Consider the following 21,430-nt stretch of genomic DNA (forward strand, 5'->3'; position numbering starts at 1 on the left):
GCAATTCATCTCCATACTTGAAAGTAGGAGCTTTCTTGCAGGTATATCCAGTAAGTAAAAAAACAGGATCAAAGTTTTGACCCTGTTTTAATATTAAAATATTGAATTTTTAGTTTATTTAAAATATTCCTGTTATAAATATAATTACTAATGCTACTGGTATAATGTATTTTACTGCAACAGCCCACCAATCATATACTTTAAATCCACTACTTGAACCTATATTAGTATCTTCTTTATAGTTTTCAAATTTCCATTTAAATAGCGTATACAAAGCAAGTGTTAAAGCGCCAAGTGGCATAAGTATATTTCCTGATAAATAATCAGCAAAATCAAAGAAATTTTTATCTCCTATAAGTATGTCTGACCACGGTCCTTTTGCCATTATAGTTGGAATTCCTACTATAAATATAAGTGCTAAAGATATCCAAACTGATTTTTTTCTATCTAAATTAAATACTTCCTTTCCTGTCATTACTATAGGCTCTAAATATCCTAATGCGGATGAGAGAGAGGCAAAAATTAATAGTAAAAAGAACATAGACCCAAATAAACCACTAAAAGGTATCTTGTCAAATAGATTTGACATTGTAACAAACAATAAAGATGGTCCTTGATCTGGTTGTAAACCTAGAGCAAATATAGCAGGAAACATTACTGTACCAGCTATTAAAGCTGCTATTACATCAAAAGCTATAACAAGTACTCCATCAGTTGGTATGTCACTTTTATTATCAAGATATGAACCATATACAAATGCTCCACCACTTGCAATCCCTATAGAAAAAAATGTTTGACCAAGTGCAGTTAAAATTGTATCTCCATTTATTTTAGAAAAATCTACATTTAAATACCATTTAAAGCCTTCCATAGCGCCAGGAAGAGTAATAGATCTTATAGCTAGTACTATAAGCATTATAAATAATGCTGGCATCATAATTTTACATGCCTTTTCTATTCCTTTTTCAAGGCCTCTAGCGGATATAATACCTATTATTATTATACAAACTAAAGTAAAGCCTGCAACCATAAGTGGATTAGATGTAAATTCTGTAAATGTAGCATTATATGCATCTGATGAAAGTCCACTTAACTGTCCTGTTATCATTTTATATAAATATGCTAATATCCAACCTATAATTTGTATATAATATGTTAAAATAACAAATGCTGATAATACTCCAAACCAACCAAAAAGTGTCCACGGACTTCCCTTTTTAGTTAGTTTTCTCATTCCCTTTACAGGGCTTAGCTGAGTTTTCCTACCTAAACTCATTTCCATAGTAAAAAGTGGTATTCCAATGATAATACAAATTATCAAATATACCATTACAAATGCTCCACCACCATTTTGTCCTACTAAATATGGGAACCTCCAAATATTTCCAAGTCCTATGGCAAATCCTGCAGTAGACATTATAAAACCAAATCTGGATCCCCAGTTTTCTCTTTTTTCACCCTTGCCAGATGTATTGTCTTTCATTTCCATAAACAATCACTCCTTGATTTATTTTTAACAAATCATGTGGTAAATATAGATATATAGATAATTAAAGGGAACAGCAACTGTTCCCTTTAATTATTTAAGCTTCAAATTTAGTTATACCATCTACTTGTGTAGATAAGGCTTCTAAAGCTCTTTTGATCATTTTTTTCCTTAATTTAAATTCTCCATCACTAGCTAAATCTGGATTACCTACCGGATAAGGAATTGCTATAGTAGGTACTATCCTATTAGCTCCTACAGATTCACATATAGTAGTTATTGTAGCCATGTGAACAACAGGAATTCCATATCTTTCTATTTCTTTTACCATCGTTGCACCGCAACGTGTACAGGTACCTCAGGTAGATGTAACTATAACACCATCTACTCCATTTTCTTTTAATTCTTTTCCTATTTCTACTCCGAACTTTATAGAGTTTCCTACAGATGTTCCTGTACCTGTAGTTGTATAGAAGTATTTAAATACATCTCCTATAACACCTTCTTTTTCATATTCTTTTAACATATCTAAAGGAGCAACTCTATCAGGTATTTCGTTTGCATATACAGGATCATATCCTCCATGAATAGTGCAATATTCATTTTTAAGTGAATCTATTTTTGATACATCATATTTTCCCCATTCTCTAGCACTTGCTGATTGAATATGATCAGGGTTTCCAAGTGGTACTATACCTCCAGTAGTAACTAAAGCTATAGTAGCTTTTGATAAATCTTTTATAGGAGCTGCTGGTTCAACTGTATCAAATACAGGCATTGGTAATTCAGTTTCAAATTTTTCTCCATTTAATCTTTTAAGAAGCATTTCAACTGCTCTTTTTGAGCCTCTTTTATCAGTAACTTTTGTTACTCGTCTCCCTTGTGGTATATAACCTTCTTCTTCAGGTTTATTTAACTCTTCACCCTTAGCCAATTTCTTTGTTATATTTGCCATTTTAGGAAGTGCTTTTCTCATATCTCCAGCTGAGTCTTTTGTTTGAATTACTATAGCCTTAGATTTAGTTAAATCTACCCCTGGATTTTCTTCATACATTCCAGTAACAGCTGGTATATTAAATTCATCTTTCACAGTATTACATACACCTGCACATGCCATTCCATATCTACCAGCATTAAAAGCAGGTCCAGCTACTACAATATCAGGTTTTTCTTCTTTTACTATTTTTCTAATATATTCTAAAGCTTTTTCAGTATTTTCATTGAAGTAATTATCCCCACATATAATAGTACCTACAACTTCACCTTCATCTTTTATAAGCTTTTCAAAACCCATTGCAGGACCTATAGCTTCTCTTTTAAATTCAGCTTCCATGGAAGCTTTATCTTCACCACCTACTTGGCCAAAAAATTGATTTACATAATATAGTACTTTGAATTTCTCCGTCATTTTAATCCTCCTTTCAATTATTAGTATAATTCTACTGTTAAATTATGATATCCGATTTCTGATGTTGATCCTATTATAGCGTTTAACTCACAATCTATGCTACCATCCTCTTTAAGTGAGCCTTCCCAACCACCTGCAAGTGTTGTTATTGCTTCTTTATTACCTAATACTTTTTCAGCAGCTGGCAGATGTACTAAATGACTTACATTTCCAGTAGAAATTACAGCTACTGCTTCCTTTTTAGTATCGGCTAATGGTTGGCTATCTCCCTTCCAACCTGAACATTCATCAGTTATTAAAACAGTTTTAATTCCTTTATCTTCTAATGATTTACAAATCATAAGTAAATCTGAATCTGGATTACCATATCCTTCTTCTGATACTATAACTCCATCTGCTCCAATAGTCTCACATAATTTACTTGTATAATCACATGTCCTAAATTTACCATTAAGTGTAGTTAATTCTGGAGTAAGTATAACTCCAAGGAAATTGATAGTTTTACCATGTTCTTTATATAAATCCAATATAGTAGAATTGTTTTGATGCTGATAAGTGGTTATCTTATCACATGCAGCAACACAGTTTCCACTTATTACAGCTCCATCTAATTCTTCATTTGGGTGAAGTAATGTAGGAAGTATTTTTTGGCTATTAACTCCATATATATATCCATCATGTAGTAATCCTTGTGAAATTAACATTTCAACATAAGCTACTTTTGGTAAATTAGGATATTTTTCAGTTTCTTTAGCATGACTTTCTAACTCATATGTTAAAACTTCATCTGGCTCACTTTCTCTTGCAGCTTCTCCAACATATTCAGCTGCACTAAGTCCTGCAATTCTAATAGTATCTTCATGGCTATGAGGCTCTAAATCATCAATAGGGGTAATATCTACTACTAAATTATATGTTTTAGAAAATGGCGTCCATTTTGCTCCTTCTCCCCACATATCAATTATACCTTCTTGAAAACCTACTATATCACCTACCGTTACTATAGCTGCTCCATCTAATACATTAACCTTGCCACTACCTAATTGTGCCATTTTTGTTGTAACCCCAGGAAAACCATTTCCTTCACCTTCTATTTTCACTCTAGGTTCTATTACATCTTTTACAGGAATTATTCTTACCTTTTCTCCTGGACGTGCTATAGCTAAACTCACTTCTTTAACTCTTTCATCTTCTTTTAGTTTATTGATAAGTCCTTTTTCACTTACTGTGAGTACTCCATCTTTAAAATTAGTTTCATCCCCTAATTTTATATCTTTAACATGCATTTTTCTTAATTCAAGTTTCACAAAAATCACCTCCAAATATTTTTAAATACATATTTTTTCATTCTCTAAATGTTCTTCTAGTCCTGACTTTAATAATTCACTATCAATCAATGCATAGTCATTTTTGTTTTTATTATCTGGCTTTCTCACCTCCATATTTTTTTTATAATTTAAAATACTATTTTCTATAGTTTCAATATGAAAACTATCTATATCATTTTTTCTTCCTATAATTATTGAACGATAAGGTGAATAAATCATTCTAATACTTGCTCCTAGTGGATGTGTTATCAGCTCATGTCCTCTATATACCAAATCCCTAACCTTTATTAGTACATCTAAAAAGGATCCTTCTATAAATTCCATGTTTTTGAATTCTTCTTTTACTTTTGGATTATTTGTAACTATAAAATAATTCAGATAATATCACTCCTTTTCTTATATTAAAATAATATTAACTCTTTAATGATATTATACATGTATTTCAATTGTATTTCAATAGTATTTAGTTAAACTTTTATCTAAATTTCATCTTTAAAATAAAAAACACTTTATAGCTGTGCCAAATGCACATTCTATAAAGTGTTTTTTATAATAATTCTTTTTTTATTTTATCTACAAAAGCATCTATATGCTCTTTAGTATATTTTTTAGCTTTTTCTTTGTCATTTTCCTTTATTGCATCTAAGACATTTTCTAAGGTTTCAGAAAATAGATTAATTTTATCAAAATACTTTTCACAATAATGCCATAACCTTTCAGTATGATAATGTAAGCTTTTTAATATGTCTTTAAGCCAAGGATTACCACAACTTTCAAATATTATTTCATGAAATCTTTCATCATCATTTATAGCTTCTTGATAATTTATACTAATATCATATTCTTTCAATCTGTCAATTATTTCTTCAAGCTCTTGTATAGATTCTTTATCAATCCTTTCTACTGTAAGAGAGGCTGCAAAAGGATCTAATTCTCTAGTAATCTCAAATATAGATTTCATTTCCATAAAGTCTATAGCTGAAACTTGAGCACCAACTCTAGGTATGATATTTAACAGCTTATCTTGCATAAGCAACTGAAAAACTTTTCTAATAGGTGTCCTACTTACATTAAATTCATCTGCAATATCTATTTCATTTAGTACCTCACCAGGATCATATTCTAATTTAATAATCCTTTTTTTTAATGTTTTATATATTTGATCAGAATCAAGTTTTTCTTGCATTTGACATTTCTCCTTATACTAAGCTTAAGTTTTATTTCATTTTTTGTATCTTTTCAGAACTAATAAACAAACCTTCAACATCTTTACTGTTTTTATTAAAAACCATTGTTATAATAACTTCCTTTGATTCATTAGAATAATCAGCACTATATATCAGCTTCATGTTGTCTTTTTCTAATGCTTCTGTAGTTAATAATTTTTTTGTATCTTTTATATATTCTCCAATCAAATCAAATATGGGTAATAATTGTTCATTAAATAATTCCTTGTTTAATTGATTTTTCATATTATCACTAAGATCCTTACTAAAAGAATCATAATCTTCTTTATTCATAGAAATTAAAATATTTTCGACCTTAGGATCTGTCCAATCTTGTATGCTTTGTTCAGGAGTTTTAGCTGAATTTTCTTTGTTTTCATTGTCATTATTACATGAGATAAGGAAAGTAAAAGATAGAATTATTAATACTATAATAATATTTTTCATCTAAAAAACCTCTTTCATTTTTTTCTTGTATTTAAATATTATATTTAAAAGCATAAGTGTCCAAATAATTAAATAAGACCATATAAATATTTTGTTTTTGATAATTATAATAGGTAAATTAATTAGAGTATGTATAATAAATGCATATAATAAATATTTATATTCTTTCTTTTTAACACTATATAATACAATTAAAGATAAAGCAATATGTATGATTATTGCTAAGGTTCTCTCTGTTCCTGCTAAAATTATATTTTCTGCTGATATATTACTTAATAAATTATTACCATTAAAAAATTCATAATATATTTTTATATAAGGCAATCCTACAAAATAAAATGCTTCCATTGCTCCATGACCTATTCCAAAGGCAATTCCTTTAAACCAAGTAATATTTCCCCTTAAGATGAATTTAAAAGATAAAAATCTACCACCTTCTTCAAATAAAGCTGCACTTAAAGCTAAAATTATAGCATATATATAAGTTTTTGAAGAAATATTTACTATAAACCACGGTCTTAAAGTCAAATAATTTAGTATTGGTATTCGAATTGATATTTGCACTATGAAAAATGTCAATATTCCTATTATAGCCCAAATAATAGTTTTCTTCTCTTTTTTAAATAAAAACATTAAAAATATTATTGGTAAAATTGCTGTTAAAATGATAGTTATAATTATTGAAATATGTTTAATTAAATCCATATCACACCTCTTTTCTTTCTTAGAGTATTAATATTATATCATATTAATATGTTTTGTTTAAATTTGCAAATAAAATCTTTTATTATTATATCACAAAAAAACTATCACTTTTAAAAAGTGATAGTTTTATAATCTTCTTTTAAATAATTAGTTAATGGCTCTCCCATATATTTAACATCTATATCTAAGTCTTCTAGTTTTTCTGTAACGCCATAGTTATTTGAACATGCCTTACATGCAACTATATCAATACCTTCTTCTTTCATTTTTGAAATATAGTCTTGTAATTCTTCATCTTCACTTAATAATTTTGAAGATGGTCCCCAAATTATTAAAGTTAAATCCTTCCACCATTTATGAATTTTAGCATTTAAAGCATACATAAATACCATGTTTAAAGCTACTTCCCTGTCCCCGCTAGTCCATATTATAACTAATTTATCATTCACATACATCAACTCCTTTTAGAAGTTTATACCCTAAAAAGATGTATTAATATATTTCTTTGTCAATAAAAAATTGAAAAACCAAAAACAAATCCCATAAATAGCAGCTACTATAGTAACTACAGCAATCCAAATTATGATATTAGACATACCCATTTCTATGGTAGCTTTATATGTGATACCTAATGTAAATATGGATACTACTATGCCACCAATTGTAAAGAAAGCTAAATTAATTCCAAATAAATGTTTCTTTCTTTTAGCCAATTGGGGTAAGAAAAAATGCAAGTATTTATATTGAATCAAGTCTAAAATTAAAATTAGCAATATTAACCATATAAATCCAAATGGTGGTGGAAAGTCTGCCCCTAAAAGCATGATAAATGTCCAACCAACAAAAAATAGTATAGTATTGATTTTAATAACTTTCATATTATCCATATTATATCTCCTCTAGTATTCTATTATATCTGTTTATTATTTTTTCTTTACCATTTAATATTTACTAAATCTCTAAAGCTGGTAGATTTTCATCATATTTATAAGTCCAAATTTCAATAATCTTTATCTTTTCATCATTATTTATTAGAACAACTTCATTTAAATAATTAACAAATTCTTCCGTTCCCCAACATTTTGTATTTTTGTATTTATCAAATTCTAGCAAATACTCTTTAAGCCTTTTAATGATTTCTTCAGGTCCATCAATTATCGGAGCACCTTGATTATATTCATCTGTTATTAATGCTTTCATTGTCAAAGCTCCTTTTAAAATATTTCTTTACTTAACCGTATTCCTCTGTATACTATGACAAAATTGTTACTATCATTTTTTACACATATTTAGAAATTATATTTTATTCAATAACAATATGAAAATGAAATTAGTTTATATTGATAAATTCCATATCATTGAATATTCAATTTCCCCGATTTTATTATCTTTCTTTTCTTCATATATTTTAAATTCATGTTTTTTATAAAATTTTACTGCCTTTAAATTTTTAGCATAAACATTTAATCTCAAAGTTGGATATTCTTTCTTGCATACATTAAGTAATTTTTCTCCTATTCCATTAGAATGATACTTGTTTGAAACAAATAGTCCTGCAATATATGACTTTTCCATAACTCCTATAAATCCCTTGATTTCATTATTTTCTTCATAAACAAAGACAGTTGAATCGGGTAAAACATTCTTAACATAATCATAATTGCTTTTCCAGTATTCTTCCGAAATAAAGTCATGTGCTTTAATATTCTCTTCAATCCAAATTTTCATTACATCATCTATTTTTAATATATCTAATTCTTTTATCATTAGTTCTTCCCCTTATTTTACAATGTTTTGTTGCACATAATTCTACAACTAAGATTCTTCACTTTGCTTAGGATGACAGAATTATCGATTTAGAATTCTTTCATTCTTTCTATACTTTCTTTTACTACATATACCATATCATCCTCTGCTCCTAGGCTAAAATTAAATATAATGCCTTGCCCACCTCCAGCTCCAATTGCTGAAATAAAAATATTATTTTCATGACCTACTATAGTAACACTTAAACTTGCCCTATTTCCATTTCTCATAAAATATTTATCGTAAACCCTAACTGCTACATTTGTATCTTTAAAACTATAGTTACTTTCATCAACCAAATTCATAGTTATTCCACTATTATTAATATCATTCTCTAAATGATTAACAACTTCGTCAAAGTTCCCTATAATATTTTCTTGATATTTTGCCATGATTTAACCCCCTATATTAATGATCCTTGCTTTATTTATAATTTTATTATAAATTTCAATTAAGTAAGGTTCATCCGAATACTTATCTAATTCAGAAATTTTAATCCATCCTACATCACTAGTTTCAGCTTCATTTAATATCAATTTTTCATTTTCATCTGCTATTAATATATAAGAAATATTTAAATGTAAATGAGAAGATACATATTTTCCTCTTTTAACATGTCCATATACTGGTATTATGTCAATAGAGGCTATTGTATCTGTCAAAGGTAAAACTTTAGAAATTCCTGTTTCTTCTTTAGCTTCTTTTATTGCAATTTTCAACATTTCTCTATCACCATCTGCATGACCACCAGTCCAAGCCCAAGTTTTATAAATATTATGATAAATCATCAGTGCTTTATCCAAAGACTTATTTAATATTAATCCTGAACTTGTCATATGAGCTATTTCATTTTCCCTAGTCAGTATATTATCACAGAATTTATCTATATAGTCCAATATAACTTTTTTATCATTTAATTCTTGTTCATTAAGTGGATTATATTTTCTTATTTCTTCAATGTAGTTCATAATTTCTCTTCTCCTTTATACAAAGCCAAACATTGCTATAATTACATAAAAGCTAAATATTAAAATAATATTTAATAATAGGAACAACCATTGTCTTTTATATATACTAAAAATACTTCCTATTACTCCTAAAATAGGATTGATAAATATACTTACAATTCCTATAGGTCTAGGACCTTGCCCTACTAAGTTTTCTAAACTATCATAGGGAATTATAAAAGCTATAATTAATAAAACTATGCCTATTATTAATGTTAATTTGGGTATGATTTTAGTTTTCAATTTTCCGCCTCCTTAGATAATATATTCTCAATTTTCTCTCTCGTCTCTACTGTCAACCTTCCTTTTAATGCTCTTTGTAATAGATTTGGGTTTTTAATACCTTTTAAAAGAAGTTGTTTTTCTATTAGTTCTGATTTGTATTCTCTATTTGGAATCAGATTATATATTACGTACCAATCTTCTAAAGAAGTAAAAGGAATATTAACTCCATTAATAATTCTAAATTCAGATATAGAATTACCATTAAAATCATATTCAAATACTCCACTTTTATGCTTAATTGCAAATCCTGCCATTACATCAATATCAGTACCATCTATTATATACTCATAAAAATATTTAGTTGAATATATATCAGTTTTTTCCCATTTTTTCTTTTTACCAATACCTTTTAGTATTTCATCTGCTTTGTGAATATCCTTTATATCTACAAAAATATCTATGTCATTTGGTTTATCGATAAGTCCAAATTGATTTAAAAGTACTGAAGCACCTACTGCCCATCTTATATTTGAATTATTAAGTTTTTCTCCGATATAACTAAGTGTCTCAAGCATTTTATCTATCTCCTTCTATTCTAGCAAGCCCTACTTCTATTCTACCCCTAACTAAGGTATAATTCCAAATCCAATAATAATCAATATAGAATATATAAGCAATAATATATTTCCTCCAAAACCTATTTTAGATAATATTTTAATTATTCTATTTTTTGATACCTTTGAATTTTTAATATATAACTCTCCTAAGCGTAGATAAATTAATAATATAAATAAATTTAAAATACTTGAAAAAAATATTGGTAAAAGCTCAGATCCTTTTATCCTTAACCCTGACATTAAAGCAAATATACTAAAAATCAACAATAAATATGATATAATAATTAAAAAAATTCTAATAAATCTAACAAAAACTTTAATAATTCCACCTCGCTTTAAATTACCAGAATAAAGCACAAGATTCACTTCTTTTTCTTCCACCTTTTCATAGCGTTTTTGTAACTATATCAGTGTTATAACCTATTATTAATTTACATCTCTTTATCATATTTGAAACGAAAATATATTCCATAAATTAGACTAAATATAAATGCAAAAACAAAAATAAAAATAACTCTTAAATCAACTTCCATTAATCCAAGGAATGCAGTTAATCCTGGAAACACAAATATCAACATATCATATGTTTTAGCTTTTGCTCTATTAGCTATCATGATATTTCTTTCATCATTTTCATCAATTTCAATTTGTTCTTTAATATTTGGTTTGTTTTTAAGTGTCTTTTCAATCATAATATTACTAATGCCACGGCCAAATAAAACTGCCCCTAAACCTATACAAATATTAAGTAAAACTAATACAATGCCTTGTGAATATTGCCCTAAAAAAATTCCAATTACCGCTAATAATGCTCCTGCTAAAGTGAAAATTAAACTCCTTTTATTTTTTTCCATTTTATTACCTCCCTAGGCATAATGCTTTTACTATTTATATTCTTTAAGTAGTTTTTTAAATATAACAATTCCAATTACATACATAAATACTAAGAGAATTCCTAGATAAATAACCAATAAATCTGAATCTATTACATCTAAAGCACCAAGCATTCCAAATACTATTATAGAAATTCCAATAATAATTAAAGTTATATTATATGCAATACGACCTGAACGATTTCTTAAGTTTTCTTTCAGTTCATCTTTAAGATTTATCTGTTCTTCTTCTAATTTTTTCTTATACTCATCTCTTCTTTTAGGAGATGACCAATATAAGTATTTTAAAACTATACTTATACCCCCTATAACTCCTCCAATTGAAATACTAAATAACATAGAACCTAAAGAACTATCAATTCTAATAGTAAAAAATGAACTTATTACACCTATTAGAATATAAACTAATCCAATATACAAATTATCCTTCTTCATCACTATTTCCTCCTTTATTTGGGAAAAATATTTGCTCAATGTTTAACTCAAAAAAGTCTGATATCTTAAAAGCTAAATCTAAAGAGGGATTATACTTACCATTTTCTATGGCACTAATTGTCTGTCTTGAGACTCTCAGTATCTTTGCAAAGTCTCCCTGATTTAAACCCTTATCTTTCCTTAGTTTTTCAACTATATTATCCAAATATAATCATCCTCTCTTTTGCCAAGTTACCTTTACAATTATATTATCAATTCCTTTTATTTTTGTCAAGGTCCCTTTACAAAAAAATATTTTTAGCTTAAAAACTTTAAAATATAGAAAAAGGAGAAGCCATGATTATTCATGGTTTCTCCTCCTTTAATTATCTAATTATCTTTTTTATCTAAATCATTTTGCAAGTCTTTACATCTATTTATCCACAATATTTCATAGTCTTCTTTTGTAATTATTCTTTCTTCCAATTTAGAGATATTTATTAATTCAACACCAATTTTATATAGTGCAAATGCCCTAGTATGACCATCCGTAAAAATTATTCTTCCATTTAATTTTTTAATTGGTATAGGTTTATATTTTTTAAGAGTATTATGATTTAACCATTTAGAAACTTCTTTTAATTTATCCTCAGATATAAATAACTGGGAGGGCTGAATATCTAATATTTTCATTTTTAATGTTTCTGTCAATTGGTTTCACCTCTGTTTCTATGAAATATAATTTCTATTAAACTTATGGATTCTTGGGCTGTTCTAAATCTTCATTATCAAAAAAATTTGTCCCATCATTTGTGTTAGAAGCATTTAGACCAAACATAGAGATATACTTTTCTCCATCTATTTCATAATGAATTCTAATAATATTATAATACAAAAAATACTTTTCATATTGAGTTTTATATGTCTTTATCTTATAGCTATATCTTTTCTCTGTTTTTTCTAATTTATCTTTTATAATTTTATTATTTTCAGTAGTATAAGGAGCAGTATCTGCTGATTCTTCTGGAACTTCTATTTCTATCTCCGGTATACTATCTGTTTCTACCCTTTTCTCATCTTTAATAAAAGTTATATATATAATGTCATTATCACCTTTAAGATGAACTGCTGGGATATCACCTTCTACATTACCAGAAATTGTATCCATTATTTTTTCAATTTTATTTTCACTAAATTTCCTATATTCATCTTCTTGGTAAGTTCTGATAATAGGATTTCTAGTTTCACTTTTATCATTAATATCTACTTCTATTTTTACATTAGTTTCAGATATATTTCTCTCATCTTCTGGAGTGGGTCTAATTGCACGATCTATATAGAATATAATCCCCGCTAACACTATAAAAAATATTAATATTACAAAAAATATAATTTTAAGTGTTTTTATTGCTATAACTTTATTCATTTTGTCCCTCCTTATAATATATAGAGTTAAAGAATCATTGCTTGGCCATAATTATACTAATATGTAGTAGCCTTATACTAAAAATATCAATAGCTACTTAATCTTCATTCTAAATTTCAGCTTCTTGATTCTTATATAATGTCTTTATGACCGAAAATATACGCCCACCTGCCCAAACAAGTAAGATAGAGTATATAAGTCTACTGATTAAAGCTTCTTCATTACTAATTAAATTAGACATTACTGCAAAAACTCCTAAAAAACAAAGTATATCTATAAATTTATTGATTTTTTTATCCAACTTTAAACTACTCCTTTATAAAAACTACACATTTATTTTAATTTCTAAAATTCATATTCAAAATACTCTTTTACAAAATTAGCCATAGGTTTTTCATTATCATTTTCTATATAATCAAGGTCAGTATCATAGAAATATAAATATGCTATACTCTTTTTCTTATCAGATGTTCCAATCATACCAAATGATTTTGGGTATTCTCCATTATAATTGTTATTTTCATCTACTATTTTAAAGTCATAACTATTAATGGAAAACTCGTACTCAGGGATATAATATTTCCTTTCATCAGCATCGGAAACAACTTTTCGTTTTAAAAAACTATATATTTTTGTTAACTTTTCTTTTTCATTCTCATAGGTTTCTTCATCATGTTCAGCAACAAGAGTAATTGCATCTGACGCAAAAAGTATTATTGATTTATTATTATATTTATATGATATATTTTTGTACTCAGGTAAATCTTCAATATCAGGCATAAAATCTTTAACATCCGTATCAATATCTCTTCCATTATTAATATAATGGTTAATATCAGTACTAGATTTACTACATCCAGTAAACATTAGTATTGTAAGAATCAATAATATAAATAAATATTTATTTCTCATATCTAATCCATCTCCCGAAAAAATCTTTTGAATGTTTCATAATTTTTCAATTCTATGTAATAATATATGAAATTTATACTTAGTCTTCTTTCATCCTTTCAAGTATAATAGTAGCATGATTTCCGTCAACAGATGAAAACAATGCATTGCCACTTCCTTTTATGTTGCTTATAATATTAGATATTCTCCATCCTTTTTTTGCATAATCATTTAAAGTATCCTCTAATTCCTCGGTAAGGGTTAAGTTACCAAGATTACATTTAAAAACTTTATATTCATACATAGTAAATACATCTCCTTATATTTAAAAGATTGTCCTTATGGGTGTTGACCCCTTTTATTTGCCACAACTCTTAGATTAAATATTTTAAAATAGAATTGAGAAACAACAATTAATGCAAAAAAAGCTCCAGATATAATCAGCCTGTATGTTAAATTTGGAATTAAATTTACTAGAAATAATATAGGTACGATTAAAGGAACACTAATTCGGTAAAAGGGTGTTGATGTTATTTCTATTATATCTCCATCTTTAACTGTTATTTTATTACTGTTAGCTGTGAATTGTGTGACTTTTAAGTTAGCTTTACCTTCAGGAATTTCAATTTCTATATGTTCTTTCTCCTTAATACTAGCTGCTCTTTGTCCATTTAATTTTATCTGAATTTTTGAAGCCACCCCTAACCATCCAGTATTCCGTTTAATAATTATAGACAAATTATCATCTCCCTCTGTTGTCTTGTATTTATTTTAAAATAAACAATAAAAGAATTTATTCTTTATATTTTCGTTCCAAAAGTATGGGGGTTGTATTAACTACAATAGATATAATTGTCAAAATCCATAATACCCTTTCCATACCAGGAACTACATCTAATAAAGCTGACCAATCTTCTACTTTTACCCATCCAGATACAAGGCTGTATTCTGCACAAAGAGTCAATGCTGTAAATGATAATCCCATTGCCATGGCAAACTTATAATCCTTTCCAGTCTTATACATATACAAATTTATAAAAGTAGCTACTATAGCAATAAGCCCTAATATTATCCACATAATTATACCTCCATTATATTGTTATTTATGTCACATAGTATAAAGAATGTGTAATAAATAACTTCTAATTTATTACTCATCAGAGTTGCTTCCACTCGCTAATACTCCAAAGATAATCCCTAAGCTAAGTCCTAGAGGTAAGTTTTTAAATATTATTCCAAATGCACTTCCCAGTGAAATTCCTATTGCAAGATAGGAGCCTCTATTAGATTTATTGTTATCATCCATACATAACCTCCTCAAAGTTTTAGTTCGCTATATTCTACTATTATGACACCATTATAAAGAATATGTAACTTCTAATTTTACTTAAATTTCTCAGGTTTTTCAACTCTCATTTCTATTATATATCCACACTCTGTACAAATATCTGCTATTATAGGTGAACCAAACTTAAATCTACTTTTAATAGGGAACATGGAACCTTCTCCATAAGTATCTCCTTGACCAATTTCTTCACAACCACATTTAGGACATTTATCACTTTTAATCATTATACCACCTCGTTTTAAGATTCTTCGCTTGATCTCAGAATAACAATATCATTTTCTATGCTTGTATAAATTATATCATTTTTACCATTTAATTAAAAACATAAAAAAAGAAAAGCAGAAGAATCTTACTTTTTCTTCCACTTTCCTTTTAAATATTATTTTATTTTTCGACAACATATTTCCCCGGAAATATATCTATTCTACAGTAACCGACTTTGCAAGATTTCTTGGTTTATCGACATCTGCTCCTTTTAATGTAGCTACGTGATATGCAAGTAGTTGTAGTGGTATTACACTTAATATTGGTGATAAATCATCATCTATATTAGGTATATACATCACTTCATCAGAAGCTTGATCTATTGATGTATTATCAACTTTTGCAAGGGATATTATTTTTGCACCTCTTGCACTTACTTCTCTTATATTACTTACTGTTTTTTCAAATAATCTATCTTGGGTTGCTAGTGCTATTACTGGAGTTCCATCTTCTATTAAAGCTATTGTACCATGCTTTAACTCTCCTGCTGGCATTGCTTCAGAATGGATATATGATATTTCCTTAAGTTTAAGTGATCCTTCAAGAGCTACATCATAATCTATTCCTCTACCTATATAGAATATATGATTCTTGTTATATATTTGCTCTGCAAGTGAAATTATATTTTCTGATTTATCTAATATATCTTCTATTTTAGATGGAGTATCTCTTAAATCATCTATTAATTTGTGATACTTTTCTTTACTTATAGTTCCTTTTTTATTAGCCATATCAAGAGCAATCAGTGCCATTGATACTAATTGAGTAGTATATGCTTTTGTTGATGCTACGGCTATTTCAGGTCCTGCCCAAGTGTAAAATACATCATCAGCTTCTCTTGCCATTGTACATCCAACTACATTGGTTACGGCAAGGGTTCTGGCTCCTTTTTCTTTAGCCATCCTAAGTGCTGCTAATGTATCTGCTGTTTCACCTGATTGACTCACTACTATCATAAGTGTTTTATTATCTATAAATGGATTATTATATCTGAATTCAGATCCTACTTCTGCTATAACAGGTACATTTACATATTTTTGTATAAGGCTTTTTCCAAGTAATCCTGCATGATAAGCCGTACCACATGCTACTATATACACTCTATTTATATTATCTAAATCTTCTTTTGTTAGTGTTATATCATCTAATCTAATATCATTGTTTTTGTTTAATCTTGGAGATAATGTATCTTTTACTGCTTTTGGTTGTTCAAATATTTCCTTTAACATAAAATGGTCATATCCACCTTTTTCTGCAGCTTCTATATCCCAGTCAACTACATAAACTTCCTTTTCAATAGATTTTCCACATGTAGTCATAAGACTTATATGATCTTTTTTAACTATAGCCATTTCTCCATCTTCCATTATAAATATATTTCTAGTATATTTTAATACTGCTGGTATATCTGATGCAATAAAGTTTTCATCTTCTCCTATACCTATTATTAACGGACTATCTTTTCTTACCGCTATTAATTTGTCAGGATTTTCTTTGTTTATTACCCCAAGTGCATATGCCCCTTCGAGTTCTTTAACTGCTTTTTGAACTGCTTCTACTAAATCACCTTCATAATGCATATCTATAAGATGTGCTATTACCTCTGTGTCGGTTTCTGAAACACATTCATATCCATTTGATTTTAATTTTTCTTTTATTTCCATATAATTTTCAATTATGCCATTATGAACTACTGCAATATTTCCTGAACTATTAGCATGGGGGTGACTATTTCTATCTGATGGTTCACCATGAGTTGCCCATCTAGTATGACCTATTCCAATATTTCCTTCTAGTGATTCTTTTTCTAAATTATCTTTTAATACTTGAAGTCTTCCTTTATATTTTCTTAGACCTAAATTATCATTATTTAATATTGCAACACCAGCAGAATCATATCCTCTATATTCTAGTTTAGATAATCCTTCTACTAATATATCTGATGCTTGTCTGTTTCCTATATATCCAACTATTCCACACATTTTGTCTCACTCACTTTCCATTAACATATTTATTTTTTACTACCTGATAAGTGTTGTGCAAATAATTACTTATTTGTTTTACTTATCTTTAAGGGTAGTAGTATACCCCGAGGTACCCGCCGATAGATTCGATAAACCTCGTCCTCGTCTGCAATAAAACTTCTCCGTCCTTTTATTGCCCTGGCGCTTTTATTTTTTAATATAATTTTTTTCTTTTTCTGTAGCATCACCCCTTTTGCGGAAATTATAAGAGGGCTTTAGCCCTCTTAATTTAATCTTTCTTCTATTAAAGCAGCTAATTTATTAGCTATAGTTTTAATTTCTTCCTTATCTTTTCCTTCTATCATAACTCTAACTAACGGCTCTGTTCCAGAAGGTCTAATAAGAACTCTTCCTTGCCCATGGAATCTTTTTTCAAGATTTGTAATTTCTGCTTTTATTATTTCATCTTCTAAATAATTGTTTTTCTGAGATTCCTTTACTGTGGCATTTACTAAAACTTGTGGGAGTGATGTCATAATGCTCGCAAGTTCAGAAAGTGATTTTTGTTTTTCTTTTACTATTGATGCAAGCTTAAGCCCTGTTAGAAGTCCATCTCCTGTAGTATTATGATCTAAAAATATTATATGACCTGATTGTTCTCCACCTAATTTATAATTATTTTTAGCCATTTCTTCTAATACATACCTATCTCCAACTTTGGTCTTTAAAAGTTTCATTTCATTTTGTTCACAACAAATATCTAATCCTAAATTACTCATTACTGTACCTACTATAGTATCTGCTGTAAGTAATTCCTTTTCTTTAAGGTAAAGCCCACATACAGCCATTATATGATCTCCATCTACGATTTGTCCCTTTTCATCTACAGCTATAAGTCTATCTGCATCACCATCAAATGAAAGCCCAATATCTGCTCCTACGTCCTTTACTAATTTTTGAACTTCTTCTGGTTTAGTAGATCCACAATCTACATTTATATTTAATCCATTAGGCTCATTATGAATTACGTGTACTTCTGCACCTAATTCTTCAAGTAATAAGGGTGCCACCATAGATGCAGCTCCATTTCCACAATCTACTGCTATCTTAAGTCCTGTAAAATCTAAATCAAGTGTTGTCTTTAAAAACTCACTATAATCATTTAATGCATCCATTACAGTAGTTTTTCTTCCTACTTTTTCACCTGTAGGAAATACTAAAATATCTTCTCCATTTAATATGAAGCTTTCTATTTCATCTTCTATTTCATCTGTTAATTTAAAGCCTTTATTGTTAAAAAACTTTATCCCATTATATTCTACTGGATTATGAGATGCTGATATCATAATTCCTGCATGAGCATTGTATTTTCTAGTTAAATAAGCTATAGCAGGTGTTGGTAGTACTCCTACAGATAATACATCTACCCCTGCAGAACAAATACCAGATACAAGTGCTGCTTCAAGCATATCTCCAGAAATCCTAGTATCCTTACCTACAACTATCTTTGCTCTTCCATTTCCTTTTGTAAGTAAATAACCACCTATTCTACCAAGTTTATATGCAAGTTCTACAGTCAGATCTTTATTTGCTATACCCCTTACTCCATCAGTTCCAAACAATTGTCCCATTTAAAAAACCTCCCGATTTTAGATACTTTACTATAATATCATACTGATAAATTATACTCAAGCTCTTATTTGACAGTTTCATGACGATTCTTGTCGAATGAAATCGTTATTTAAAATATTATATATTATTTTAAAAGAAGATAGTTTCTAATATTAGAAACAGCCCCTTTATTTATATGCATTTATAGTATTTTATTATCCTATTTTCCATTTAAAATTTAAATTTTTCTATTATATTTTCAGGCAATATTGTATTTATATGTATACCTGTTGCAATTTCAAAACCTGCATAGGTTGAAAATCTCGGTATTATTTTTATCTTCCAATGAAAAGAGTCATTAAACTCATCTTTAAAGTAAGTATCAAAATAAATATTAAATGATATTTCTCCTATATTAATTTTATATTTTGAAAAAATGTTTTTAAATATGTATGCTAATTTTGATATTTCATTATCACTTATATTTGAAAAGTTCATTTGATGTTTTAAGGGTAAAACCATTAATTCATATCTTTCAGCTGAAGCAAAAGGTGCTAGGACTATAAAAAATTCATCTTTATAAACTATTCTTCAATTTTAATATATTCATTTTATGATTCAAATAATTTTAAAGAGTAGGCATATGCCTACTCTTAAAATTCTATATTTCTAAATCCCTTACCCTTAACTTCTTTACTTTCAGATATATTGATAAATGCATTTTCATCTATATTTGTAACTATCTCTTTTAATTTTCCTATTTGAGTTGAGGTAACTGTACAATAAACTACCTTTTTATCGTCATTTGTATATGCTCCTTCAGCATTTAAAAATGTAGCTCCTCTTCCAAGTTCTTCAAATATTTCTCTTGCTACTATTTCTGGTTTTTTTGATATAAGCATAACAGTATGATTTGTATCTATTCCAGTTTGAACCTTATCTAATATCTTATATCCTATATATAGTCCTATTAATGTGTACATTGCTAATTTTAATCCAAATAGGAATGATGATAATCCTATTACTAGTATGTTTACTCCCATTAATGCCTGCCCTATCTCTATATTTAGACGTTTTTTTAGTATAGCAGCTATAATATCTAATCCACCTTGTGAAGCTTTATTTCTAAACATTATACCCATACCTATACCATTTAATATTCCTCCAAATATGGTTTCAAGTAACAAATCATTAATTTGAATATTCGCTCCTATATCTTGTGTTAAATTTAATAATAGAGACATCGAAAACATCGATATAAAACTATAAAGTAAAAAATCCCTATCCACTGTTTTAAATCCAATTATAAATATTGGTATATTGAGTAAAAATACTAATAATCCTGTAGGAAGGTCTGTTAAATAATGTATCATTAGTGCAATACCACTAGCTCCTCCACTAAGCAAACTATTTGGTATGAAAAAACCATTAATTGCTATAGCACATAAAAATCCTCCTACAACTATTGATCCTAATCTTAGCAAGTGAGGCAAGTCATTTGAATCATCTTTTGAACTTGATTTAAACTTTGCCTTATTAGCAAGTTCCACATTTACATCTCCTTTTTTATTCCAGGTTTTAACCTGTTTTTCAACTTCATTATATATACTTACTACCTATATTTCAACTAAATAAAGCATTTATATTATTAATATATGGTAATAGTTCTGATTATTTTAAATACAGATTTATAAGATTTTATACCATTCATTATTATATGTTTAACTTGTGTTTTGTCTATAAATATGAATATTAAATATTTAAACTTTCATATATTTTTAGTATTATAAAACCCCTTGAAAAATTTTTCAAGGGGTTTTATTTAAACTATCTTACAGCTTCAGCGCCTTTTTCAAGTGCTTCTTTATTTATTGGTATTAAGTGAGACTTTGAATCACCAAATACTTTCTTGAATGCTTCAATTATTGAATCTATTTCAACTGCATTTGTAAGTTCTAAATATGCTCCAAGCATTATCATATTTGCTACTTTAGAATTTCCTATATCCATTGCTAATTCATTTGCTGGTATATAGTATACTTTTAAATCATCTCTTTTAGGTTTACTATCTATAAGAGAACTATTTATTAATAGGTTTCCACCCTTTATTATATCATTTTCAAACTTTTCAAGAGAAGGTCTATTCATAACTATTGCTGCAGTAGCTTCTGTAACTATAGGTGAGCCTATATTACTATCTGAAACCATTACATTACAATTAGCAGTTCCACCCCTCATCTCTGGTCCATATGATGGAAGCCAAGAAACATTTTTATTTTCTATCATTCCAGCATAAGTTAAAAGTTGTCCTATACTCATTACACCTTGACCACCAAAACCTGCTATAATAATACTTTCTTGCAT

Annotated in this window: 32 protein-coding genes; all 32 read right to left on the reverse strand. The window is 28.1% G+C overall.

Features of this window, described 5'->3' with window-relative positions; all coding sequences use genetic code 11:
• Positions 1–118: 118 nt before the first annotated feature.
• The 32 genes from ACTHUW_RS06095 to ACTHUW_RS06250 all read right to left on the reverse strand — a co-directional run bounded on the left by ACTHUW_RS06095 (position 119) and on the right by ACTHUW_RS06250 (position 21,430).
• Positions 119–1,489, reverse strand: a complete 1,371-nt coding sequence (locus ACTHUW_RS06095; protein ID WP_442212794.1) for a sodium-dependent transporter — start codon at positions 1,487–1,489, stop codon at positions 119–121.
• A gap of 94 nt (positions 1,490–1,583) precedes the next feature.
• A complete protein-coding gene (locus tag ACTHUW_RS06100) occupies positions 1,584–2,894 on the reverse strand; it encodes a glycine/betaine/sarcosine/D-proline family reductase selenoprotein B (protein ID WP_442212796.1) in 1,311 nt (436 codons plus the stop codon).
• A 20-nt stretch (positions 2,895–2,914) separates the two neighbouring features.
• The gene (locus tag ACTHUW_RS06105) at positions 2,915–4,201 is read right to left on the reverse strand and encodes a glycine/sarcosine/betaine reductase component B subunit (RefSeq protein ID WP_442198561.1); all 1,287 of its coding nucleotides are present in this window, start codon (positions 4,199–4,201) and stop codon (positions 2,915–2,917) included.
• Between the two features lie 21 nt (positions 4,202–4,222).
• Positions 4,223–4,600 (reverse strand): GrdX family protein, encoded by a 378-nt coding sequence (locus ACTHUW_RS06110; protein WP_442210976.1) that lies wholly within the window; start codon positions 4,598–4,600, stop codon positions 4,223–4,225.
• A gap of 169 nt (positions 4,601–4,769) precedes the next feature.
• Positions 4,770–5,408 (reverse strand): GntR family transcriptional regulator, encoded by a 639-nt coding sequence (locus ACTHUW_RS06115; protein WP_442212799.1) that lies wholly within the window; start codon positions 5,406–5,408, stop codon positions 4,770–4,772.
• A 31-nt stretch (positions 5,409–5,439) separates the two neighbouring features.
• The gene (locus ACTHUW_RS06120) at positions 5,440–5,895 is read right to left on the reverse strand and encodes a DUF3887 domain-containing protein (RefSeq protein ID WP_442198559.1); all 456 of its coding nucleotides are present in this window, start codon (positions 5,893–5,895) and stop codon (positions 5,440–5,442) included.
• Positions 5,896–6,600, reverse strand: coding sequence for a YhfC family glutamic-type intramembrane protease (locus ACTHUW_RS06125; protein WP_442198558.1), 705 nt, complete (start codon positions 6,598–6,600; stop codon positions 5,896–5,898).
• A 110-nt stretch (positions 6,601–6,710) separates the two neighbouring features.
• Positions 6,711–7,055, reverse strand: a complete 345-nt coding sequence (locus ACTHUW_RS06130; RefSeq protein ID WP_442212801.1) for a DsrE family protein — start codon at positions 7,053–7,055, stop codon at positions 6,711–6,713.
• A gap of 24 nt (positions 7,056–7,079) precedes the next feature.
• Entirely contained in the window at positions 7,080–7,487 is a 408-nt protein-coding gene (locus ACTHUW_RS06135) for a hypothetical protein (protein WP_442212803.1), read from the reverse strand.
• Between the two features lie 64 nt (positions 7,488–7,551).
• Positions 7,552–7,800 (reverse strand): hypothetical protein, encoded by a 249-nt coding sequence (locus ACTHUW_RS06140; protein ID WP_442198628.1) that lies wholly within the window; start codon positions 7,798–7,800, stop codon positions 7,552–7,554.
• 135 nt (positions 7,801–7,935) lie between these two features.
• On the reverse strand, positions 7,936–8,367 hold the full coding sequence (locus ACTHUW_RS06145) for an N-acetyltransferase (protein ID WP_442199487.1): 432 nt from the start codon (positions 8,365–8,367) through the stop codon (positions 7,936–7,938).
• An 89-nt stretch (positions 8,368–8,456) separates the two neighbouring features.
• Entirely contained in the window at positions 8,457–8,798 is a 342-nt protein-coding gene (locus tag ACTHUW_RS06150) for a DUF6054 family protein (RefSeq protein ID WP_442199486.1), read from the reverse strand.
• A gap of 3 nt (positions 8,799–8,801) precedes the next feature.
• Positions 8,802–9,374 (reverse strand): NUDIX hydrolase, encoded by a 573-nt coding sequence (locus ACTHUW_RS06155; RefSeq protein WP_442212805.1) that lies wholly within the window; start codon positions 9,372–9,374, stop codon positions 8,802–8,804.
• A 15-nt stretch (positions 9,375–9,389) separates the two neighbouring features.
• Positions 9,390–9,656 (reverse strand): hypothetical protein, encoded by a 267-nt coding sequence (locus ACTHUW_RS06160; protein WP_442212807.1) that lies wholly within the window; start codon positions 9,654–9,656, stop codon positions 9,390–9,392.
• The gene (locus tag ACTHUW_RS06165; protein WP_442212809.1) at positions 9,653–10,213 is read right to left on the reverse strand and encodes a hypothetical protein; all 561 of its coding nucleotides are present in this window, start codon (positions 10,211–10,213) and stop codon (positions 9,653–9,655) included. The genes ACTHUW_RS06160 and ACTHUW_RS06165 overlap by 4 nt, the downstream gene beginning before the upstream one ends.
• 473 nt (positions 10,214–10,686) lie before the next feature.
• The gene (locus tag ACTHUW_RS06170) at positions 10,687–11,109 is read right to left on the reverse strand and encodes a hypothetical protein (protein WP_442210474.1); all 423 of its coding nucleotides are present in this window, start codon (positions 11,107–11,109) and stop codon (positions 10,687–10,689) included.
• 30 nt (positions 11,110–11,139) lie between these two features.
• Positions 11,140–11,583 carry a hypothetical protein gene (locus ACTHUW_RS06175; RefSeq protein ID WP_442199482.1) on the reverse strand — a complete coding sequence of 148 codons (444 nt, stop codon included), beginning with the start codon at positions 11,581–11,583 and terminating at the stop codon, positions 11,140–11,142.
• The gene (locus ACTHUW_RS06180) at positions 11,570–11,788 is read right to left on the reverse strand and encodes a helix-turn-helix transcriptional regulator (RefSeq protein WP_442199481.1); all 219 of its coding nucleotides are present in this window, start codon (positions 11,786–11,788) and stop codon (positions 11,570–11,572) included. The genes ACTHUW_RS06175 and ACTHUW_RS06180 overlap by 14 nt, the downstream gene beginning before the upstream one ends.
• 164 nt (positions 11,789–11,952) lie before the next feature.
• Complete coding sequence (locus ACTHUW_RS06185; RefSeq protein ID WP_442198620.1) at positions 11,953–12,273, reverse strand: hypothetical protein; 321 nt, start codon at positions 12,271–12,273, stop codon at positions 11,953–11,955.
• A gap of 43 nt (positions 12,274–12,316) precedes the next feature.
• On the reverse strand, positions 12,317–12,988 hold the full coding sequence (locus ACTHUW_RS06190) for a hypothetical protein (protein ID WP_442198619.1): 672 nt from the start codon (positions 12,986–12,988) through the stop codon (positions 12,317–12,319).
• A 109-nt stretch (positions 12,989–13,097) separates the two neighbouring features.
• Entirely contained in the window at positions 13,098–13,289 is a 192-nt protein-coding gene (locus tag ACTHUW_RS06195) for a hypothetical protein (RefSeq protein WP_442197346.1), read from the reverse strand.
• Positions 13,290–13,333: 44 nt separating this feature from the next.
• A complete protein-coding gene (locus ACTHUW_RS06200; protein WP_442197345.1) occupies positions 13,334–13,900 on the reverse strand; it encodes a hypothetical protein in 567 nt (188 codons plus the stop codon).
• Between the two features lie 79 nt (positions 13,901–13,979).
• Complete coding sequence (locus ACTHUW_RS06205) at positions 13,980–14,183, reverse strand: DUF4177 domain-containing protein (RefSeq protein WP_442197344.1); 204 nt, start codon at positions 14,181–14,183, stop codon at positions 13,980–13,982.
• Between the two features lie 35 nt (positions 14,184–14,218).
• On the reverse strand, positions 14,219–14,578 hold the full coding sequence (locus ACTHUW_RS06210) for a hypothetical protein (protein WP_442197343.1): 360 nt from the start codon (positions 14,576–14,578) through the stop codon (positions 14,219–14,221).
• Between the two features lie 94 nt (positions 14,579–14,672).
• The gene (locus ACTHUW_RS06215) at positions 14,673–14,957 is read right to left on the reverse strand and encodes a hypothetical protein (protein WP_442197342.1); all 285 of its coding nucleotides are present in this window, start codon (positions 14,955–14,957) and stop codon (positions 14,673–14,675) included.
• 72 nt (positions 14,958–15,029) lie between these two features.
• Positions 15,030–15,185 (reverse strand): hypothetical protein, encoded by a 156-nt coding sequence (locus ACTHUW_RS06220; RefSeq protein WP_442197341.1) that lies wholly within the window; start codon positions 15,183–15,185, stop codon positions 15,030–15,032.
• Between the two features lie 77 nt (positions 15,186–15,262).
• Positions 15,263–15,451 (reverse strand): transcription initiation factor TFIIIB, encoded by a 189-nt coding sequence (locus ACTHUW_RS06225; RefSeq protein ID WP_442197340.1) that lies wholly within the window; start codon positions 15,449–15,451, stop codon positions 15,263–15,265.
• Between the two features lie 195 nt (positions 15,452–15,646).
• Positions 15,647–17,473: a glutamine--fructose-6-phosphate transaminase (isomerizing) gene (gene glmS, locus ACTHUW_RS06230; protein WP_442210477.1), complete on the reverse strand. Its 1,827-nt coding sequence runs from the start codon at positions 17,471–17,473 to the stop codon at positions 15,647–15,649.
• Between the two features lie 266 nt (positions 17,474–17,739).
• Entirely contained in the window at positions 17,740–19,086 is a 1,347-nt protein-coding gene (gene glmM, locus ACTHUW_RS06235) for a phosphoglucosamine mutase (RefSeq protein ID WP_442197338.1), read from the reverse strand.
• A gap of 211 nt (positions 19,087–19,297) precedes the next feature.
• Positions 19,298–19,588, reverse strand: a complete 291-nt coding sequence (locus tag ACTHUW_RS06240) for a hypothetical protein (protein ID WP_442197337.1) — start codon at positions 19,586–19,588, stop codon at positions 19,298–19,300.
• A 131-nt stretch (positions 19,589–19,719) separates the two neighbouring features.
• Complete coding sequence (locus ACTHUW_RS06245) at positions 19,720–20,616, reverse strand: YitT family protein (protein WP_442197336.1); 897 nt, start codon at positions 20,614–20,616, stop codon at positions 19,720–19,722.
• A 277-nt stretch (positions 20,617–20,893) separates the two neighbouring features.
• Entirely contained in the window at positions 20,894–21,430 is a 537-nt protein-coding gene (locus tag ACTHUW_RS06250) for a 2-oxoacid:acceptor oxidoreductase family protein (protein WP_442197335.1), read from the reverse strand.

The sequence above is a fragment of the Senegalia sp. (in: firmicutes) genome, assembly GCF_052088025.1.
Lineage (GTDB): Bacteria > Bacillota > Clostridia > Tissierellales > SIT17 > Anaeromonas.

What these genes read in the sequence shown, in the direction of transcription:
- ACTHUW_RS06250 (WP_442197335.1), bottom strand. Translation starts at nt 21,430, where the DNA reads ATGCAAGAAAGTATTATTATAGCAGGTTTTGGTGGTCAAGGTGTAATG.
- ACTHUW_RS06135 (WP_442212803.1), bottom strand. Translation starts at nt 7,487, where the DNA reads ATGGATAATATGAAAGTTATTAAAATCAATACTATACTATTTTTTGTT.
- ACTHUW_RS06145 (WP_442199487.1), bottom strand. Translation starts at nt 8,367, where the DNA reads ATGATAAAAGAATTAGATATATTAAAAATAGATGATGTAATGAAAATT.
- ACTHUW_RS06095 (WP_442212794.1), bottom strand. Translation starts at nt 1,489, where the DNA reads ATGGAAATGAAAGACAATACATCTGGCAAGGGTGAAAAAAGAGAAAAC.
- ACTHUW_RS06175 (WP_442199482.1), bottom strand. Translation starts at nt 11,583, where the DNA reads ATGAAGAAGGATAATTTGTATATTGGATTAGTTTATATTCTAATAGGT.
- ACTHUW_RS06155 (WP_442212805.1), bottom strand. Translation starts at nt 9,374, where the DNA reads ATGAACTACATTGAAGAAATAAGAAAATATAATCCACTTAATGAACAA.
- ACTHUW_RS06190 (WP_442198619.1), bottom strand. Translation starts at nt 12,988, where the DNA reads ATGAATAAAGTTATAGCAATAAAAACACTTAAAATTATATTTTTTGTA.
- ACTHUW_RS06200 (WP_442197345.1), bottom strand. Translation starts at nt 13,900, where the DNA reads ATGAGAAATAAATATTTATTTATATTATTGATTCTTACAATACTAATG.
- ACTHUW_RS06115 (WP_442212799.1), bottom strand. Translation starts at nt 5,408, where the DNA reads ATGCAAGAAAAACTTGATTCTGATCAAATATATAAAACATTAAAAAAA.
- ACTHUW_RS06215 (WP_442197342.1), bottom strand. Translation starts at nt 14,957, where the DNA reads ATGTGGATAATATTAGGGCTTATTGCTATAGTAGCTACTTTTATAAAT.
- ACTHUW_RS06120 (WP_442198559.1), bottom strand. Translation starts at nt 5,895, where the DNA reads ATGAAAAATATTATTATAGTATTAATAATTCTATCTTTTACTTTCCTT.
- ACTHUW_RS06165 (WP_442212809.1), bottom strand. Translation starts at nt 10,213, where the DNA reads ATGCTTGAGACACTTAGTTATATCGGAGAAAAACTTAATAATTCAAAT.
- ACTHUW_RS06130 (WP_442212801.1), bottom strand. Translation starts at nt 7,055, where the DNA reads ATGTATGTGAATGATAAATTAGTTATAATATGGACTAGCGGGGACAGG.
- ACTHUW_RS06240 (WP_442197337.1), bottom strand. Translation starts at nt 19,588, where the DNA reads ATGGTTTTACCCTTAAAACATCAAATGAACTTTTCAAATATAAGTGAT.
- ACTHUW_RS06220 (WP_442197341.1), bottom strand. Translation starts at nt 15,185, where the DNA reads ATGGATGATAACAATAAATCTAATAGAGGCTCCTATCTTGCAATAGGA.
- ACTHUW_RS06225 (WP_442197340.1), bottom strand. Translation starts at nt 15,451, where the DNA reads ATGATTAAAAGTGATAAATGTCCTAAATGTGGTTGTGAAGAAATTGGT.
- ACTHUW_RS06140 (WP_442198628.1), bottom strand. Translation starts at nt 7,800, where the DNA reads ATGAAAGCATTAATAACAGATGAATATAATCAAGGTGCTCCGATAATT.
- glmS (WP_442210477.1), bottom strand. Translation starts at nt 17,473, where the DNA reads ATGTGTGGAATAGTTGGATATATAGGAAACAGACAAGCATCAGATATA.
- ACTHUW_RS06125 (WP_442198558.1), bottom strand. Translation starts at nt 6,600, where the DNA reads ATGGATTTAATTAAACATATTTCAATAATTATAACTATCATTTTAACA.
- glmM (WP_442197338.1), bottom strand. Translation starts at nt 19,086, where the DNA reads ATGGGACAATTGTTTGGAACTGATGGAGTAAGGGGTATAGCAAATAAA.
- ACTHUW_RS06205 (WP_442197344.1), bottom strand. Translation starts at nt 14,183, where the DNA reads ATGTATGAATATAAAGTTTTTAAATGTAATCTTGGTAACTTAACCCTT.
- ACTHUW_RS06150 (WP_442199486.1), bottom strand. Translation starts at nt 8,798, where the DNA reads ATGGCAAAATATCAAGAAAATATTATAGGGAACTTTGACGAAGTTGTT.
- ACTHUW_RS06170 (WP_442210474.1), bottom strand. Translation starts at nt 11,109, where the DNA reads ATGGAAAAAAATAAAAGGAGTTTAATTTTCACTTTAGCAGGAGCATTA.